This window comes from Clostridium sp. MT-14 (assembly GCF_042436595.1).
Lineage (GTDB): Bacteria > Bacillota > Clostridia > Clostridiales > Clostridiaceae > Clostridium_B > Clostridium_B aromativorans.
Genome location: NZ_JBHMIY010000004.1, coordinates 127,861 through 145,374, shown reverse-complemented (window position 1 = coordinate 145,374; position 17,514 = coordinate 127,861). Strand labels below are relative to the sequence as shown.

Genomic DNA, 17,514 nt, shown 5'->3' with positions numbered 1-17,514 from the left:
ATTATGAATGAATGCTGAAGGAGAGAAGAAGGCAGTTCTAAAGTACAACAAAAAAGCAGGAGATACTATAGAAGCTGCTGATCTGGAAAATCCAATGAATTTTGAAAAACTTGAAGATTCACTATTAATTAAATTGGATGAAAATGTGCTTTCAAGAGAAGAAGTCATTGGAAAAAAACTTAAAGTTGATGCATCAGCTCTAACGGTTGTAACTGGAGATATTCTAGAAGGCTATGTTAAAAAAGAAAGGGCTGGTAAATCGAGCAGTGTTTCTAGCGGAGTTCTTAAAATTAAAATTGCCGAAGGCAAGGGAATTAATATAGAGCTGCCACTGGGAGGATTAGGTGCAGTATCTTCTGCAAATGGGGTTACAGTACCGGCAGTAAAATCTATATCTGGTGTTAATGGTGTAGTGGAAAGCAAGAGTGGAAAAGAAGCTCCAGAAGAAGAAAAAGTAATGAGAACACTTACGAGAAAACATTATAAGATCGACGAAGTAGAATTTGGACCAGAGACAAAAATAGAGGGAACAACTCTTTATATAAGAGAAGCTGTTTGCAAGGATGCTGTAGATGAGAGCCAACTGGTTAAGGATATGAAGATTGACATAATAACACCCGACAAATATCACACTTACAGTGAGACCATAATGGATGTACAGCCAATTGCCACAAAAGAGGGAGACTCAAAGCTGGGCACTGGGGTAACTAGAGTATTGGATGGCGTTGTGATGATGCTCACAGGTACTGATGAGAATGGAGTTCAGATTGGAGAATTTGGTTCTTCAGAAGGATATTTGGATGAAAACATTCAATGGGGAAGACCAAGCTGTCCAGACAAAGGAGAAATATTTATCAAAACTCAGATGACTATTCAAGCCAAGACAAACATGGAGAGAAGAGGACCTTTAGCTGCTCATAAAGCTACAGATGTATTGACGCAAGAAATAAGAGAGGCACTTAAAAAGGTCGATGATGAATCTTTGGTGGTAAATGTAGAAGAGTTTAAGCATGTCAGAAGACCTGGTAAGAAAAAGGTTATAATAGTAAAAGAGATAATGGGCCAGGGTGCAATGCATGATAATTTAATATTACCTGTAGAGCCCGTTGGATTCCTTGGAGGAAAACCAAATGTAGATTTGGGAAATGTTCCTGTAATGTTATCACCTCTTGAGGTAGCTGATGGAGGAATTCATGCACTGACCTGCATAGGACCTGCATCTAAGGAGTGCTCCAGGCATTATTGGAGAGAGCCTTTAGTACATCAAGTTTTAAATGATGAAGAGCTGGATCTCTGTGGAGTATTATTTGTGGGAAGCCCTCAGATAAATACTGAGAAATTCTATGTATCAGAGAGAATGGGAATGATTGTAGAGGCACTTGACGTAGATGGAGCTTTTGTCACGACAGAAGGATTTGGAAACAATCACATTGACTTTGCCAGCCATGTGGAACAGATAGGTATGAGAGGAATACCTTGTGTAGCTTTCTCATTCTGTGCAGTTCAGGGAGCTTTGGTCGTTGGGAACAAGTATATGAAGTATATGATAGACAATAATAAGTCTGAAGCAGGAATAGAAAATGAAGTACTTGGCTGTAATACACTTTGTCCGGAAGATGCTGTAAGAGGTGTTGCTATGCTTAAGGCAGCTATGGCAGGAGAAGATGTTAAGAAGGCAGAAAGAAAATACAATAGAAACGTGCTTGAAAATAACCTGGATCTTGTAGAAGAAACTGCTGGTGAAAAAATAGAAAGAGCTAAAAATGAACAGTCACTTCCAATGAGTAAGAAGAGGAAAGAGAAATATTCTTAATATAAGAGGGTAAATTAGATGAAATTAAAATACGGTGACAAGATCATTGAAATTCAGGGAATAATTGTTCAGGTCGAAGATGGTGCCGTTGGAATAGATTTGAAGGGAAGACTAGGATATTTGAAAATACCTCTCAGGATGTTGATAACGGACTACCCATTAAAATTAGGGCAGGAAGTTGGATTTAAAATGAGTTTCCCAGAAGTACTTTCATTAAAGGCTAATGAGAAATATATAAGTAATATTGATAAAAAGAACGGAAAGGAAGGTAATCTATAATGGATTTAACGGTTGTTAAAGGGTTGCAATCAGAAATATATGTGCCCATAACTCCTCCTCCAGTATGGGCTCCGGTGACAAAAGAACTTAAAGATATGAAAATTGCCATTGCTTCTGCAGCAGGAGTACATTTAAAGACAGACAAAAGATTTAATTTGGCAGGAGATTTTACATTTAGGAGAGTCCCTGGTGATACTAATACTGATGATCTTATGGTTTCTCATGGAGGATATGATAATGGAGATGTAAACAAAGATGTGAACTGTATGTTTCCATTGGATAGATTGAGAGAATTGGCAAAAGCAGGTTTCATTGGTTCAGTAGCACCAACTCATATAGGATTCATGGGCGGCGGTGGAAACCAACAGAAATTCAGGGAGGAAACTGGCCCAACTATAGCTAAAATATTGAAAGATGAAGATGTAGATGCAGTTATAATGACTGCTGGATGAGGAACCTGCCACCGCTCTGCAGTATTGGTGCAGAGAGCAATAGAACAGATAGGTATTCCTACTATAATTATAGCAGCATTACCTCCTGTAGTTAAGCAGACAGGTACTCCAAGAGCAGTTGCTCCAAGAGTTCCTATGGGTGCCAACGCAGGTGAACCCCATAATATAGAGATGCAGACTGGAATAGTAAAGGACGCACTTACACAGCTTACTAAGATAACTACTCCAGGCACAATAGTACCACTTCCTTATGAATATGTAGCAAAAGTTTGATGCTTATAAAATGGTGCTCGATTTAAGAATTCTTGCTAAATGAAATGTTTTATTTATGGCAATTACAGACTGAAAAGTTTGTAATTGCTATAAGACAATTTAAAATAGGGTGAGATATATGGATAAAGAGAGAAAAATGAGAAGACTTGTTATAAAAACTTTTTCTATAGATAAGGTGGAATTTGCAGATAATACATCCATAGAGGGTAAAAATTTATATATCAAAAAGGATATAGCGGATAATATAGATATAAATGAAGATCTTATTGAGAAAGTAGATCTAAATATAATTGAACCTAATAGACATGACATTTTTGTAAATTCCATAATGGATTTTTCACCTATAGCTGTTAAGGTGCTGGGTAGAATTGGTGAAGGAATAACACATGTTTTAACAGGTGTATACGTTATGCTGACAGGCGTAGATGAAGATGGAGTCCAAGTTGCTGAATTTGGTTCTTCTGAAGGAATACTTGAGGAACAGGTAGTATTTGGAAAAGCTGGAACACCTGATAAGAATGATACTATTATCAATGTAAATGTCACATTAAAGTCTGGGAAAGGAAGCAGCCGACCGGGACCTATGGCAGCTCATGAAGTTTGTGATAAGATAATTCAGGAAATAAGAGAACATTTAAAAAAAGTACATGGTGAAAAATGTAGTGAAAAATATGAGTATTTTGATAGAATAAGATATGGTAAAAAGAAAGTTGTTATAATAAAGCAGGTGGCGGGACAAGGAGCCATGTATGATACAGGGGTTTTTGCTAAAAGTCCAGGTGGGTTCATAGGATGTAGATCTGTAATAGATATGGGAAATATACCTATAATACTAAGCCCTAATGAGTATAGGGATGGCGCATTGAGAGCTATGAATTAGAGGTGATAAAAGTGGGAATTGGACCATCTACAAAAGAGACTACGTTACATCATTTTAGAGATCCGCTTTTAGATGTGGTATCAAATGACGATGATGTAGATCTTCTGGGAGTCATTGTTGCAGGAACGCCTCAGGAAAACCAGGATAAGGTTTTTGTAGCCCAGAGAATAGCAGCCTGGGTGGAAGCCATGAGGGCTGATGGGGCTATAGTATCTATAGATGGATGGGGAAACAGCAACATAGATTTTGCCACAGCTATAGAAGAAATAGGCAAAAGAAATATACCCATAGTGGGGATGAGCTTTGTGGGAACTCAAGCGCAGTTTGTAGTTACTAATGAGTATATGGACACCATAGTAGATTTTAATAAGTCGCAAGAGGGTATCGAAACTGAAGTGGTTGGAGAAAACAATGTGACGGAATTGGATGCTAAAAAGGCATTAGCTTTTTTAAAATTAAAAATGAGAAATAAGGAGGATTAATCATGAACATTGAAAGGACTATATTTGCAATTGACTCACATACAATGGGAGAGCCTACAAGGGTAGTTGTAGGGGGAGTTCCGAATATTCCTGGCAATACAATGCCAGAAAAAAAAGCTTATCTTGAAGAGCATATGGACTATTTGAGGACAGCTATAATGCTTGAACCGAGAGGGCACAATGATATGTTTGGATCCATATTGACACAGCCAACTACAGACAAGGCTGATATAGGAATAATATTTATGGATGGCGGCGGATACTTGAACATGTGTGGGCATGGCTCCATAGGTGCATCTACAGTAGCAGTGGAGACTGGTATTGTAAAAGCTGTCGAGCCGGTTACAAAACTTACTTTAGAGGCTCCTGCAGGGCTTATACAAGCATCTGTAAAAGTAAAGAACGGAAGTGCAAAGGAAGTTTCTATAACCAATGTACCAGCATTTTTATATAAAAAGGATGTAGAAGTAGAAGTGCCTGACGTGGGAAAAGTTGTGATGGATATATCTTTTGGAGGAAGTTTCTTTGCCATAGTTAAAGCTAAAAATTTGGGAATAGAAATAGAACCTAAAAATGCACAAAAATTAATAGAAGTAGGAATGAAAATAATAAAGTCAGTAAATCAGCAAGTAGAGATACAACACCCTACCCTTTCCCATATAAAAACTGTGGATTTATGTGAAATATGGGGACCCGCAAAAAGTGAGGATGCTACTTATCAAAATGCAGTTATATTTGGACAGGGACAATTAGATAGATCACCTTGTGGGACAGGTACTAGTGCTAAAATGGCTACTCTCTATGCAAGAGGAGAGCTTAATGTAAATGAAGACTTTGTATATGAAAGTATAATAAATACAAAATTTAAAGGAAAAATACTTGGGACAACTAAAGTTGGAGACTATGATGCAGTTATTCCTCAGATAACTGGTTCTGCTTATATAACAGGACATAATCAGTTCTTTATAGATCCTGATGATCCAGTTAAATATGGGTTCATCCTTAAATAAATTAAAAAATATATAAATTTAGTACTGTATTGATTTTTGCAAAATATTTATAATTATAAGAAAAAAATAAAGGGGGTCTTTTAGTGGTAAAAATAATTTTTGGTATCCTGCTTATTTTGGTATTGTACTTTGCATTTTTATTCTTTAAAGATTATGCAAAAGCCGTTAAAGAAAAAAAATTGGAAAAAGCAAATTTCTTTGCACTAGGTGGAGTTGGATTTATAGCAAATTTTTTTGATACTCTTGGAATAGGCAGTTTTGCAACCAGCACAGCATTGTTAAAGTTTTTCAACCTTACGAAAGATAGAACTTTACCCGGTACTTTGAATGTATCTTGTACTATTCCTGTAATTGTTGAAGCACTTATATTTATAACAGTTATAAAAGTAGAGCCTGTAACACTGTTTGCCATGTTGATTTCGGCAACTGTGGGTGCGGTAATAGGTGCAGGAATAGTTTCCAAACTGGACGAGAGAAAGGTAGAATTGGGGATGGGTGCTGCATTGATTGTAGTGGCATTTGTAATGCTGGCAGGTCAGTTAAATCTTATGCCCGTAGGTGGAACTGAAATAGGACTTACAGGGGCAAAACTTGTAGTTGCTGTAATAGCTAATTTCATATTGGGAGCTCTTATGACACTTGGCATAGGACTTTATGCACCTTGTATGGCATTGGTGTTTGCACTTGGAATGAGCCCTAAGGTAGCTTTCCCTATAATGATGGGCTCCTGTGCATTTTTGATGCCGGCTGCTTCAGCTAAATTTATAAAAGAAGATTCTTATGACCGAAAGGCCTCTATGGCTATAACTATATTTGGCATTATAGGTGTACTGATAGCGGCATATATAGTTAAGTCACTACCTTTGAATATTTTGAAATGGGTTGTAATTGCTGTTTTAGTTTATACATCTGTAGCTATGTTTAGATCCGCATCAAAGCACAAGCAAAAGACTGTAGAAGCATAAAATTTATAGCTATAGAATTAATAAAATAATAGAGCTATCATGAAATCTCACACTGATATTTATAGAATATTCTCATATGTGTAAAAACTGGAATTGATATTATATAAGACCTCGTTCCCATGTGAGTGGGATACGAGGCCTTTCAATACACTGCAAGTTAAATAATAAATTTATGCAAAACAATGTTAAGTTATTAACTATGTAAACGAATAATCAATTATAGGAAGGAATGATGTGAGTGATTAAAATTTTAATGATATTACTTATTATTTCAGCATTATATTTTTTAGCAGTGTTTATTAAAGACTATATAGATAGGATAAAAAACAAATCTATTGATAATAGAAAATTTTTGACTTTTGCTGTGAGTGGCTTTATAGTTAATTTTTTTGACACTTTGGGAATAGGCAGCTTTGCCATCTTCACAGCCATATTAAAAAATTTTAAATTAACTGAGGATAGAACTATACCCGGTACGTTAAATGTTTCCTGTGCAATACCTGTAATAGTGGAAGCTATGGTATTTATAAATGTGATCAAAGTGGAACCTTTTACTCTGATATCTATGATTGTAGCGGCTACTCTTGGAGCCGTACTTGGAGCTGGATTTGTAGCTAAATTGGATGAGAGAAAAATAGAAATAGGTATGGGTTCTGCGCTTTTAGTAGTGGCTTTTATAATGTTTGCTGGACAAATAAATTTAATGCCATCGGGAGGAGCTTCAACTGGCTTAACAGGTGTAAGGTTGATCATAGGCTTAATTGGAAATTTTATATTTGGAGCATTTATGACTCTTGGTATAGGAATTTACGCACCCTGCATGGCTCTAGTATTTACTCTTGGTATGAGCCCTAAAGTAGCATTTCCAGTAATGATGGGTTCCTGTGCTTTTTTAGAAGCGGCAGCCTCTGTAAAATTTGTAAAAGAGGGAGCTTATGATGCCAGAACGCCTCTTCCTGTTATGATATTTGGATCAATTGGTGTATTGATAGCTGCTTATGTAGTTAAATCACTTCCGCTTTCCATATTAAAATGGGTAGTTATAGGGATTATAGTATATACTTCTGTAATTATGTTTAAATCAGCAAAAGGTAAGAATAGAAGCAAAATTCAGCCAGTTTAAAATGTGAAATTATTCTGTTTCACACTTAGAATGACTTACACATATTATAAAACATAGTAAGCATTATATTTGGAGTGAAGTTATTGTTATATGCGCTAATTCTTGCAGGAGGCAAAGGAACAAGGCTATTTCCATTATCTAGAGCTAAAAATCCAAAACAATTTTTAAAAATTGTAAATGATAAGAGTTTTTTACAAAATACCATAGATAGAATTATACCTCTGGTGGATAAAAAAAATATATATGTAGTTACAAATGAAGAATATATAGATAAGGTCCAAGAAGAGCTTTTAGATATAGACAAAGAAAATATATTTGCAGAACCTGAAAATAAGGAAACTGCCACTTGTATTGGCTTTTCGGCGGTGAAACTATTAAAAAGAGATCCTGACGCTACTATGATAATTTTACCTTCGGATCATTATATAGAAAATAAAAAGTTGTTTTTAGATACTGTTTCTCAGGCTGTACAGATTGCGGAAAAGAAAAGGGGCCTTGTTACCATGGGAATTAAACCTACCAGACCTGAGACTGGATATGGTTATATAGAAATGGGGGAAAAGGTTAATTTAGGAACTGCCACTTTTAAAGTTGAGAGATTTTTGGAAAAACCCAATATAGAAGTAACTAAAGATTTGATATTAAAAGGCACATATCTTTGGAATAGTGGAATATTTGTGTGGAGGGCAGATGTTTTTTTAAGAGAAATGCAGAAGTATCTTCCTAAGATGTATAAATGTATGTTATCTATGTATCAAAGCTTGAATACGAAATGGGAGGAGGAAACTGTAAAGGAGCAATATGAAATTATAGATGGAATATCTGTTGATTTTGGAATAATGCAAAAAACCAGAAAGGCATATGTAATTAAATGTGAGTTCTTTTGGGATGATATAGGAACTTTTACTGCTTTGGGAAGGCTTTTTAAAAATTTTGATGGAAATAATGTAAAGGGAAATGCGGTACTGCAGTCCAGCGAAAACTGTACCGTATTTGGAAATGACAAACTTATAGTAATGTTTGGAGTAAAGGATTTAATTGTGATAAATTGCAAAGATGTACTTTTAATTATGGATAAAAATAAAGATCAGGAATTAAAATATTTAGTGGACATTTTGAAAAATAAAAGCAATTTCCAGAAATATCTGTAAATATTAAACGTAAAGTTAATTGTAGATCTTTATTGACAAAAGGGGTTTAGTATTAAAATCGACTGATTTTCTAATACTAAATCCTTTATTTTATTATTAAAAGGTGGAAATATTTTGCGTAAATCTATCTTCTAAGTTCAATGATTTGATCAATTTTAATTTTTCCTCACGTTTCATTTTTTTTATTGAATATTCTCTATGTAAGGCCTCTTTTTTTAGGATAAATTCTTCAAAATAAACTAACTTTACAGGAGTCCTGCCCTTAGTATACTTGGCCCCTTTTTTACTGTTATGAGCTTTTAGTCTTTTTTTTAAATTATTAGTATATCCTGTATAAAAAGTGCCATCCCTACACTTTAAAATATAGACGTAATTCATGTTATAAAAATCGCTTTCATAAATTTATTTGACAGATACATAGATATTATTCTCTATATAAAATCTCCAGGGATAATCTGCTGCCTCCTGAGCATAACTGATACCTATACGTTTAGCATTTTTTATATTAAAATTGCTGAAATTATCTTCTGCAATATATAAAGTATTGCCGTAAAGATCCAGCTTATTTTCAGTTTTACCTATGGCTAGTCCCTTACATAATTTGCCGGGGCCGTTGGTCAAATTTTTTATTTGGGTCTTATTTAAAGAAGAAAATAATCTATTATATCTGTTTAGAGATATTTCATTTAAATTTTCCAGAGGTTCAACGGCTCGTATTAATACTGCCTCAGGTATGTCTTTTTTTTCAGTTACTATATTGAAACAATAATACATTCCATATATCATGTACACGTATGAAAAACCGCAGGGACCGTACATGACTTCAGTTCTTTTGGTCCGCCTTCCACCGTAGGAATGAGCGGCTTTATCTGTAATACCTTTGTAAGCTTCTGTCTCAACTATTCTTCCGGATAGCCTTTTGCCATTGATAGTGTGAACCAATATTTTGCCAAGAAGATTTTTTGCCACAGACAGAGTGTCTTTATTATAGAAATTCCGCTGTAATTTTTTCAATAATAATACAACCCCTTTTATGTTATACGAGAGATATATAATAAATTATATACTAGGTGATTGTTTTGTCAAATTAAATGTGAAAATTTCACATTTTTGATAAGAGCGTTTCAACTATGCAAAATATTCATATTTATGGTAAAATTATATTATCACATTATTAGACAAATGATTATAGGAGATTAAAAATTATGAAGATACTTTATTACGACTGTTTTTCTGGAATAAGTGGAGATATGAATTTGGGAGCACTAATAGATCTAGGAGTGGATGTGGAATATTTAACAACAGAGTTATCCAAATTAAAAGTTAAAGGATACGAAATTAATACACATAGGGATATAAAAAATGGCATATCAGGAACTAAGGTGGATGTAATTCTGAAAAAAGAACATGACCATGCTTCCCATCACCATAGAAATTTAAATGATATAGAAGATATAATAAATTACAGTGATTTAAACGTAAGGGTTAAAAATATAAGTGTGGAAATTTTTAAAAAGGTAGCAGAGGCTGAAGCCAAAGTACACAATAAACCCTTAAATGAAATACATTTTCATGAAGTAGGGGCGGTGGACTCTATAGTTGATATTGTAGGGGCTGCCGTATGTTTTGATTATTTAAAAGTGGATAAAGTGGAAGCCTCTAAAGTGGAAGTTGGCAGGGGATTTGTAAAATGCGCCCATGGTGTATTTCCGGTACCGGCACCTGCCACAGCGGAAATATTAAAGGATATTCCCATTAAATCTGAAGTACCATTTGAGGCTACTACTCCGACAGGTGCAGCAATATTATCTTATTTTTCTTCAAAATATACAGAGAATAAAAATTTTAAAATAGCTAAAATAGGCTATGGCATAGGCAATAGAGATAATGATGGCATTCCAGATGTACTGAGGGTCTTTTTAGGAGAAACTATTCCTGCAGAAAACGATGGTAAACGGAAAAATTTTAGTGAGAATAAAAATCATAAAATTGAATATATATCAATTGATAGGGAAAAACTAGGTGAACATGATTTTAATAATAAAGATTATAAGGTAGAGGATATACAGGTTATAGAGTGCAATATAGATGATATGAACCCCGAAATGTATCAATGTACAATGGATGCTTTACTGGAAAATGGGGCGTCAGATGTATATTTGACGCCTATAATCATGAAAAAAGAGAGACCTGCAGTAAAGCTTACTGTGTTATATAAATCTGAAATAGAGGAAAAAATGAGAGAAATTATTCTGACACAAACCACAACTATAGGTTTTAGAAAGTATAAAATGCAAAGAAATATTTTGAATAGGGATTTTACAAAAGTAATTACCAAATATGGAGAGGTCAATGTAAAAAATGCCTATTATAAAGGAAAGAAGATAAAGAGTAAAATTGAGTATGAGGATTGTAAAAAACTTGCGCTGAAAAATAAAGTGGGTATACAGGAAGTATATAGAGAAACTATGGCTAAGTTGTTAAAACAATGAAGGTTTAAGGACCAATTTTAGTATATTAGAGTGGTTTATATGAAAATTATAAATCATAGACTGTAGTTGTTTGAATTGAATATTGACAAATATATGTTAAAAGCTATATTATATTGGTATATAAATAACATATATTATATGATAATGTTTTTATTGTTTTTATATCCTATGTATTTAAAAGAGAAATGGATGTTTTGAAGCATTCGTTTCTTATATTATTATTATTTAGGAGGAATGCCGTATGAAGGTAACTGCAATATTGGAAAAGACAGCTAAGGATGCATTGGTTAAAGCTGGTGTAGAGTTACTTGACAGGGATCCGGAACAAAATCTTGATAAAATATTTGCACTAATAAAAAGGACGGTAAAAAATGATGAGGACAATTTAGCTAAAGTGCTTAGAGTTGAGGAATTGTATAAAACAAATCCTGCAATTCACAAACTAGCTATAAGCATTGTTAAAGATTCCAATAAAAAATGCATAGATAAATTTTTTACTAATTTTTTTGCAAATTCAGCTTGGTATGGGATACCAAAGAGAGAAAAATTTTTTCGAGAAACAGGAACAAAAACTCCTTTTACTATTTTGATGAGTCCATCTATGAGATGTAATTTAAGGTGCACTGGATGCTATGCTTCAAGCTACAGCAAGGAAGATGATATTCCTAAAGAAGAGGTAGATAGAATAATTGGTGAGGCCAGAGATCTTGGAATTTACTATTTTGTAATTCTTGGAGGGGAGCCTTTCATAAATAGCTATATGCTTGATATATATGAAAAATATAATGATTGTATGTTTACTCCATTTTCTAATGGAACTTTATTCGATGAAAAACTGGCAGATAGAATACAAAAACTTGGCAATGTACTTCCCATGTTTTCATTGGAGGGATTTGAAAAGGAAACAGATGAAAGAAGAGGCAAGGGGATATTTAAGAAAGTTATGCATGCAATGGAGCTTCTGAGGGAGAGAGGAGTTTTATTTGGAGTTTCTACGGCAGTTAGCAGGTATAATATAGATACAGTTACATCAGATGAATTCATAGATATGCTAGTGGAAAAAGGCGCTAAAATGAGCTGGTATTTTATATATATGCCTGTAGGTAAAGAACCTGATGTGGATTTGATGCTTACCCCCGAACAAAGAATACATCTTGGAGAAAGGGTTAGAAAGATAAGAACTACAAAACCATATTTTGCCATTGACTTTTTTAACGATGCTCCTTATGTTGGAGGATGCATAGCAGGTAAATTTTACTGTCATATAAATTCAGAAGAGCAGGTAGAGCCTTGTATATTTGCCCATTTTGCAGTGGACAATTTGAAGGGCAAAAAACTTGTGGATGTATTCAAGTCAGATTTTTTCAATGAACTGAGGCACAGACAACCTTATAATGACAACTTATTGCTGCCTTGTATGATGATTGACAATACAGAGCAGATTAGAGAAATTGCAAAGAAAACTGGAGCGAAACCTACAGATGAAGGTGCTAGGAGGATGCTGGAAGATCCTGAATTTCAGAAAAAATTGGATAAATTGTCAGCAGATTTTAAACCTTATGCAGAAAGTGCATGGAAAGAAGATTTTAGCTGTAATGGAAATTATAAAATGTCTAAAGGTTAAATCTTTAAAACATCCGAAGAAGAATGACTTCTCCGGATGTTTTAATTTTTTAAGATTTCTTAGATGCAGTATAAAGTTGAAAGATGTATTTTTATTTGTTAAGATTAGTATAAAATGTGTATGCTAAGTTATAATTAATGAAAATGTAGGGGAGTTTTTATGAACAGATGTGTAAAGAGGGTATTATTTTTAGTACTAGTGATAATTTTAATTTCTACTGTTTCTTGTAATGGACCTCAAGGTAAAAAAGACAGTAAAGAATTGCTTCAGGGAAATATTAAAATTGTGACTGATATGGAACACGGGCCACAGTTAAAGTTTGCGGCAAATAGATTTAGTGAGACATATAAAAAAGTTACTGTAGATGTCATAACAGTAAAAGGTACGGATGATAATATTAAGTCCATATTGGATAATTCTAAGTATCAAGCAGATATATTGACAGTGAATGACAGTTATGTGAAATATATTCTATCTGCGTATTCAGACAAAATTTTAAAAATAACAGATTCGGTGAGTTTATATAAGAATATTTTATTAAGCAATAAGGTAAACAATGATACTATAAAGGGCTCAATTTATGCATTACCTTGGGATACATGTCCTGAAACTTTAATATATAGAAAAGATATATTTGCCAAAGAGGGTATTGATGAAAATAATATAAAAACCTGGAATGATTATATAGAAGCGGGAAAAAAGATAAAAAAAGATACTGGGAAAGTGTTTATAGCAGATGTTTCTAATTATGATAGTGATATTTTTTTATTGCTTGCAAATCAACTGGGAACAAGTTATTTTAATGAAAGTGGCAAATTGGGATTTGAGTCTCAGAAGTGGTCTAAAGTTATGGATATAGCTAAAATTCTTTATAGAGAAAATTTGATAAAAGATTTTAGTTCTAAAAGTAATTTGATAAATGAATTAAAGGGAGATAAAATAGTGTCATTTATTGGGGATCCAACTTATGCTAAATCATTGATGAATACTTATTCTAAAGATAGTTATAAATGGGGCATAATGAAATTTCCCTCTTTTGAGGCAGGTGGAAATAGAGATGTCTCCGTTGGAGGTACCAATTTAATTATAAATAAAAATACTAAGCAAGCTAAACTGGCACAGACTTTTATAAACTTTGCTCTTACGGACGACAAACTGCAGATGGATTTATTGAATAAATATGGAAGATTTCCTGCAAGTATAAATATATATAATCTTGTAGATTTTAATAAACAAGTTTCTTATTTTGACAATAGGATATGGAATTTATTTGCTGAAGTAGAACAGGGAAGTTTTAATATAAACTATACTAAAGATTTTCCACGAGTAAGAGAAAAGGTAAAGAAAATTTTAACTGCAACCAATGTAGAAAATAAAGATTTTAAGACTATAATGGAAAATATAGAAATGTCTCTTAAAAGTAATTAAAAAAAATAAAATACTATTCCTTAAAATTTTAATTGAAATATATAAAAACGTTTACTAAATTTTTAAATTAGTGTATAATAAAAATATGGGGAATTAATCTTAGGGATCTTTTAACATATAAGCAAGACCTTTTAACTGGGAGCGAGAGCAGCTAAAAGGTTTTTGCTTTTTTTTATAGCAATTTTACATATCTAAAATTTTTTTATAGGCTCTTATAGTATTTTCCGAAGTTTTCTCCCAGGAGAATTTAGACGCCTGATTTAAAGCTTTTAAGCTCAGTTCCTTCCTTATACTTTCATCGTTGAGTAAGGCCTCTATAGAATACATAAGGCTTTTTATATCAGATGGATTTATAAGGATACCACCATCTCCCACCACTTCTGGAATGGATGATGTATCTGAAGTTATTACAGGAGTACCGCAGCTCATGGCTTCTAATGGCGGAAGGCCAAATCCTTCATATGAGGATGGATATATGAAAGCATCACAAGCATTGTAAAAAATAGGCAGCATTTTTTCCTCCACAAATCCCGTAAATTTAACATTATCTTTTATATTTAAATCTATACTTAAATTTTTTAGTATATCTAAGTCGTCCTTATTTGAGCCTATTATAATTAAGTCATAATTCTTATCTAAATTTTTGTGAATTTTAGAAAAGGAGGTTATTAATGAGGATACGTTTTTCCTGGGACTAAAGCCTCCTATATAGAGAATAAAAGGATTATTTATATTGTAGTTGATTTTTATACTATATTTACATTTGTCTTTTTCTAAGGGCTTATATTTTTCATCTGCGGCCAAAGGAGTTACAAATATTTTATTTTTATCCATTGGAAAGAACTTTAAGATATCATTTTTGGAATGATTGGATACGGTTATTATTCCATCAGCTAAGTCGATAACATTTGGCATTTGCTTTAAAAATTTTTCTAAGTATCCCTTTCCAACAGTTTCAGGAAGTACATAAGGTATTAAATCATGTATAGTGACAACTTTTTTGCAGTTTATATTTTCAGATATGCCGATACCGTTTTGAGGAATATGATATATATCTACAGCTTCCCTTTTTAAATTTTCGGGAAAAAAATATTGTTCAAAAAATCTATGTTGTCTTTTAGAAGACATTATTATTTTAGTATTCTTTTGCCTAAAACTTTCATATTTATTACCTGACCAATATATATTGTAAAAATTTTCCTCGTGATTTTTGATCATATATTTTAGTATTTTTTCTGTATAAGTGCCTATGCCGGTTCCCCTATACCAATTGATTCCTCTTGCATCAACGGCAATTTTCATTGTTCTCTACCTCCACACTCTAGTAACACTAAACTGATTGAAGCGTTCTAATATATATTATTAACACCTATATAAAAAGGTGAAAGCAACTTTTAAATCTGAAGCTAAATGAATTTATATCTATCACATACACGTGAGATTAGACATATACTACGTATATAATAATTTTTGGAGGAAGAAGCTTTTGGATATATTGAAAGTACGAAAATATGTTGAAGATGCCTATGATCTCCATATTGAATTTATAGAGAAGATAAAGAGCATATATAAAATCCATACCAAATACCACCAATATTGTTTGAAAGTAATAAATTATGATTTCGGACATTTTCTATTTATAATTTCCGCTATAAAGCATCTCCAAAATGAAAAGTTTAGAAACATACCTGAAATAATCAACACCAAAAATAAAAAGAATTATATAAAAATAGGTGATTCCTATGCTTATTTGTGCAAATGGATTAATTCCAGACAATGTGATTATAACAATCCGTTAGATATTTTAGTGGCTACTTCGAAGTTAGCGGAGCTTCACAGAAAAAGTCATAATTTTCAAGTTACGGATAAAATGAATCCAAGAATAGGATGGTTTAAATGGATAGAGAATTTTATGACTAGAAGAAATGAGATATTGGATTTTAAAAGAAGAATAATGAATAAACCACATAAAGAGGAGTTTGATGTATTGTATTTGGAGGCTATGAAAGAAGAAATCCGTATGGCAGAGAGTTCGATAGAGCATTTGAAAGCTTCTGATTATATAAATAGTATGAAAAGGCAGATAAAAGACGGTGGATTTTGTCATCATGACTATGCAAACCATAATGTCCTAATAGATGATCAAGGGGAGATAAATATTATAGATTTTGATTACTGTATGATGGATACTTATCTTCATGATTTGGCTAGTTTGATTATAAGGGTGATGAAAAATGGGAAATGGAGACTTGACAATGCGACTTTTATTATAGATGCATATAGTGCAATAAATAACGTAAGACAGGAAGATATACCTATTATGGCTGCTTTTATGGAGTTTCCACAGAATTATTGGCAAATAGGAATACAGTACTATTGGGAAGAACAACCTTGGGGAGAGGAGCATTTTATTAAGAAATTAAATAAGATATTTAGAGATAGGCAGGATAGACTGGAGTTTATAGAAGAGTTTCAAAATAAAAAAATATAGTTGATACAAGGAGGAGTAAGTTTATGTCACATAAAAAATCACACTCTCGAAAGATGGAAGAAATTGAAAATAATGATTTAGGATATTATGAAAACAAGGCAGAGAGTTTGAAAAAAACTGTCAAACAATTAGAAAAGATGCATAAGAAGAAAAAAGAAGTTATGAAACTTGAAAAAAAGAAACGACATATATTAAAAGAAATGAAAAAAGCTCACAGATAGAACCAAGACAAAAGTAAAATTACGGGGTGATTTAAAAGTGTATTGTGACAATATCGAGTCATATTTTATAAAATATCTAGAATCAAAGAAAATATTTGTGGTAAAAGAATTTAAGAACAAGATTAAATATGAGGACTTAACTCTAGATAAAATAAAAAGCCAAATATGTACAATGGGTGAATTTCATGAGAAAACTTTAGGGTATACAGGCGTTATGAACAGACGACTGGATAATAACATAGGCAAAGTTGTAGAACAGTATAAGATCTATACCAGGAGATTTAAAAAAGATATAGTTGAAATAGAGAAATTAAAAGATAAGACTGATTTTCAAAAAAAAATAAATGAAATAGGAGAAAAATATCTGACAAGAGCGGAGAAATGTTTGGATAATATATATCAAAGCCACTATATGGATTTAATAATAAGAAGTATGAATAGAGTTGAAATGTGCCTTAGAAATACCTATTTTGATAATTTGAGAAAAAATGAAAATAAAAATATAGAAATAATAGATATAAAAGGATGCTGCTACAATATGGTAGAAATGGATGCTATTTATTTTTTGAGTAAGTTAAAAAGAAAAAACAAAGACATTGATTTTAACCGTATTACTTCAAAGTTTTGTAAATATGAAACTTTAAATGACAACAGCGTGCAATTTATATTGTCCATGGTGTCTTATCCACGTGAATTTATGAGATGCTACAGCAGATATAAATACCATACTAAAGATTGGGGTGAAGAGGAATATTTAATGAAGTTAAATAAATCTATTGATGAAGATGGAGATAGTCTGATTTAAATTATATCAGGTAATAAAGGAGGTT

18 protein-coding genes are annotated in these 17,514 nt (G+C 32.7%); 15 read left to right on the top strand and 3 right to left on the bottom strand.

Annotated elements, in window-relative coordinates; translation table 11 throughout:
• Positions 1–7 precede the first annotated feature (7 nt).
• The 9 genes from prdA to ACFHWD_RS05185 all read left to right on the top strand — a co-directional run bounded on the left by prdA (position 8) and on the right by ACFHWD_RS05185 (position 8,428).
• Positions 8–1,813, top strand: coding sequence for a D-proline reductase (dithiol) proprotein PrdA (gene prdA / locus ACFHWD_RS05225; protein ID WP_378060915.1), 1,806 nt, complete (start codon positions 8–10; stop codon positions 1,811–1,813).
• 18 nt (positions 1,814–1,831) lie between these two features.
• Positions 1,832–2,092 (top strand): CBO2463/CBO2479 domain-containing protein, encoded by a 261-nt coding sequence (locus tag ACFHWD_RS05220; protein WP_378060913.1) that lies wholly within the window; start codon positions 1,832–1,834, stop codon positions 2,090–2,092.
• Positions 2,092–2,817, top strand: a complete 726-nt coding sequence (gene prdB / locus ACFHWD_RS05215) for a D-proline reductase (dithiol) protein PrdB (protein WP_150356143.1) — start codon at positions 2,092–2,094, stop codon at positions 2,815–2,817. Before ACFHWD_RS05220 ends, prdB begins: the two co-directional genes overlap by 1 nt.
• 118 nt (positions 2,818–2,935) lie before the next feature.
• Positions 2,936–3,697 carry a proline reductase cluster protein PrdD gene (prdD, locus tag ACFHWD_RS05210; RefSeq protein ID WP_150356144.1) on the top strand — a complete coding sequence of 254 codons (762 nt, stop codon included), beginning with the start codon at positions 2,936–2,938 and terminating at the stop codon, positions 3,695–3,697.
• Between the two features lie 11 nt (positions 3,698–3,708).
• Complete coding sequence (locus tag ACFHWD_RS05205) at positions 3,709–4,179, top strand: glycine/sarcosine/betaine reductase component B subunit (protein WP_150356145.1); 471 nt, start codon at positions 3,709–3,711, stop codon at positions 4,177–4,179.
• A 2-nt stretch (positions 4,180–4,181) separates the two neighbouring features.
• On the top strand, positions 4,182–5,189 hold the full coding sequence (locus tag ACFHWD_RS05200; protein ID WP_229980703.1) for a proline racemase: 1,008 nt from the start codon (positions 4,182–4,184) through the stop codon (positions 5,187–5,189).
• Positions 5,190–5,272: 83 nt separating this feature from the next.
• Complete coding sequence (locus ACFHWD_RS05195; RefSeq protein WP_150356147.1) at positions 5,273–6,154, top strand: sulfite exporter TauE/SafE family protein; 882 nt, start codon at positions 5,273–5,275, stop codon at positions 6,152–6,154.
• 238 nt (positions 6,155–6,392) lie between these two features.
• Positions 6,393–7,277, top strand: coding sequence for a sulfite exporter TauE/SafE family protein (locus ACFHWD_RS05190; RefSeq protein WP_150356148.1), 885 nt, complete (start codon positions 6,393–6,395; stop codon positions 7,275–7,277).
• 83 nt (positions 7,278–7,360) lie between these two features.
• Entirely contained in the window at positions 7,361–8,428 is a 1,068-nt protein-coding gene (locus ACFHWD_RS05185) for a mannose-1-phosphate guanylyltransferase (RefSeq protein ID WP_150356149.1), read from the top strand.
• A 96-nt stretch (positions 8,429–8,524) separates the two neighbouring features.
• Here ACFHWD_RS05185 and ACFHWD_RS05180 read toward each other — a convergent pair whose 3' ends face one another.
• Both ACFHWD_RS05180 and ACFHWD_RS05175 read right to left on the bottom strand, forming a co-directional pair.
• Complete coding sequence (locus tag ACFHWD_RS05180) at positions 8,525–8,806, bottom strand: GIY-YIG nuclease family protein (protein ID WP_150356150.1); 282 nt, start codon at positions 8,804–8,806, stop codon at positions 8,525–8,527.
• A 24-nt stretch (positions 8,807–8,830) separates the two neighbouring features.
• Complete coding sequence (locus ACFHWD_RS05175; protein WP_229980701.1) at positions 8,831–9,442, bottom strand: DNA-3-methyladenine glycosylase; 612 nt, start codon at positions 9,440–9,442, stop codon at positions 8,831–8,833.
• A 191-nt stretch (positions 9,443–9,633) separates the two neighbouring features.
• Here ACFHWD_RS05175 and larC point away from each other — a divergent pair, with 191 nt between their 5' ends.
• The 3 genes from larC to ACFHWD_RS05160 all read left to right on the top strand — a co-directional run bounded on the left by larC (position 9,634) and on the right by ACFHWD_RS05160 (position 13,972).
• Positions 9,634–10,920: a nickel pincer cofactor biosynthesis protein LarC gene (larC, locus tag ACFHWD_RS05170; RefSeq protein WP_378060908.1), complete on the top strand. Its 1,287-nt coding sequence runs from the start codon at positions 9,634–9,636 to the stop codon at positions 10,918–10,920.
• Between the two features lie 241 nt (positions 10,921–11,161).
• Positions 11,162–12,544, top strand: coding sequence for a radical SAM protein (locus ACFHWD_RS05165; RefSeq protein ID WP_150356153.1), 1,383 nt, complete (start codon positions 11,162–11,164; stop codon positions 12,542–12,544).
• Between the two features lie 159 nt (positions 12,545–12,703).
• Complete coding sequence (locus ACFHWD_RS05160; RefSeq protein WP_378060905.1) at positions 12,704–13,972, top strand: ABC transporter substrate-binding protein; 1,269 nt, start codon at positions 12,704–12,706, stop codon at positions 13,970–13,972.
• A 183-nt stretch (positions 13,973–14,155) separates the two neighbouring features.
• On the opposite strand, the gene ACFHWD_RS05155 is transcribed toward ACFHWD_RS05160, so the two are convergent.
• Positions 14,156–15,274 (bottom strand): glycosyltransferase family 1 protein, encoded by a 1,119-nt coding sequence (locus tag ACFHWD_RS05155; protein WP_150356155.1) that lies wholly within the window; start codon positions 15,272–15,274, stop codon positions 14,156–14,158.
• Positions 15,275–15,458: 184 nt separating this feature from the next.
• Here ACFHWD_RS05155 and ACFHWD_RS05150 point away from each other — a divergent pair, with 184 nt between their 5' ends.
• The 3 genes from ACFHWD_RS05150 to ACFHWD_RS05140 are packed head-to-tail and all read left to right on the top strand — an operon-like array spanning position 15,459 to position 17,489.
• Positions 15,459–16,463 carry a CotS family spore coat protein gene (locus ACFHWD_RS05150; protein WP_229980695.1) on the top strand — a complete coding sequence of 335 codons (1,005 nt, stop codon included), beginning with the start codon at positions 15,459–15,461 and terminating at the stop codon, positions 16,461–16,463.
• Between the two features lie 23 nt (positions 16,464–16,486).
• Positions 16,487–16,684 (top strand): hypothetical protein, encoded by a 198-nt coding sequence (locus tag ACFHWD_RS05145; protein WP_150356157.1) that lies wholly within the window; start codon positions 16,487–16,489, stop codon positions 16,682–16,684.
• A gap of 37 nt (positions 16,685–16,721) precedes the next feature.
• On the top strand, positions 16,722–17,489 hold the full coding sequence (locus ACFHWD_RS05140) for a spore coat protein (RefSeq protein ID WP_150356158.1): 768 nt from the start codon (positions 16,722–16,724) through the stop codon (positions 17,487–17,489).
• Positions 17,490–17,514: the final 25 nt, after the last annotated feature.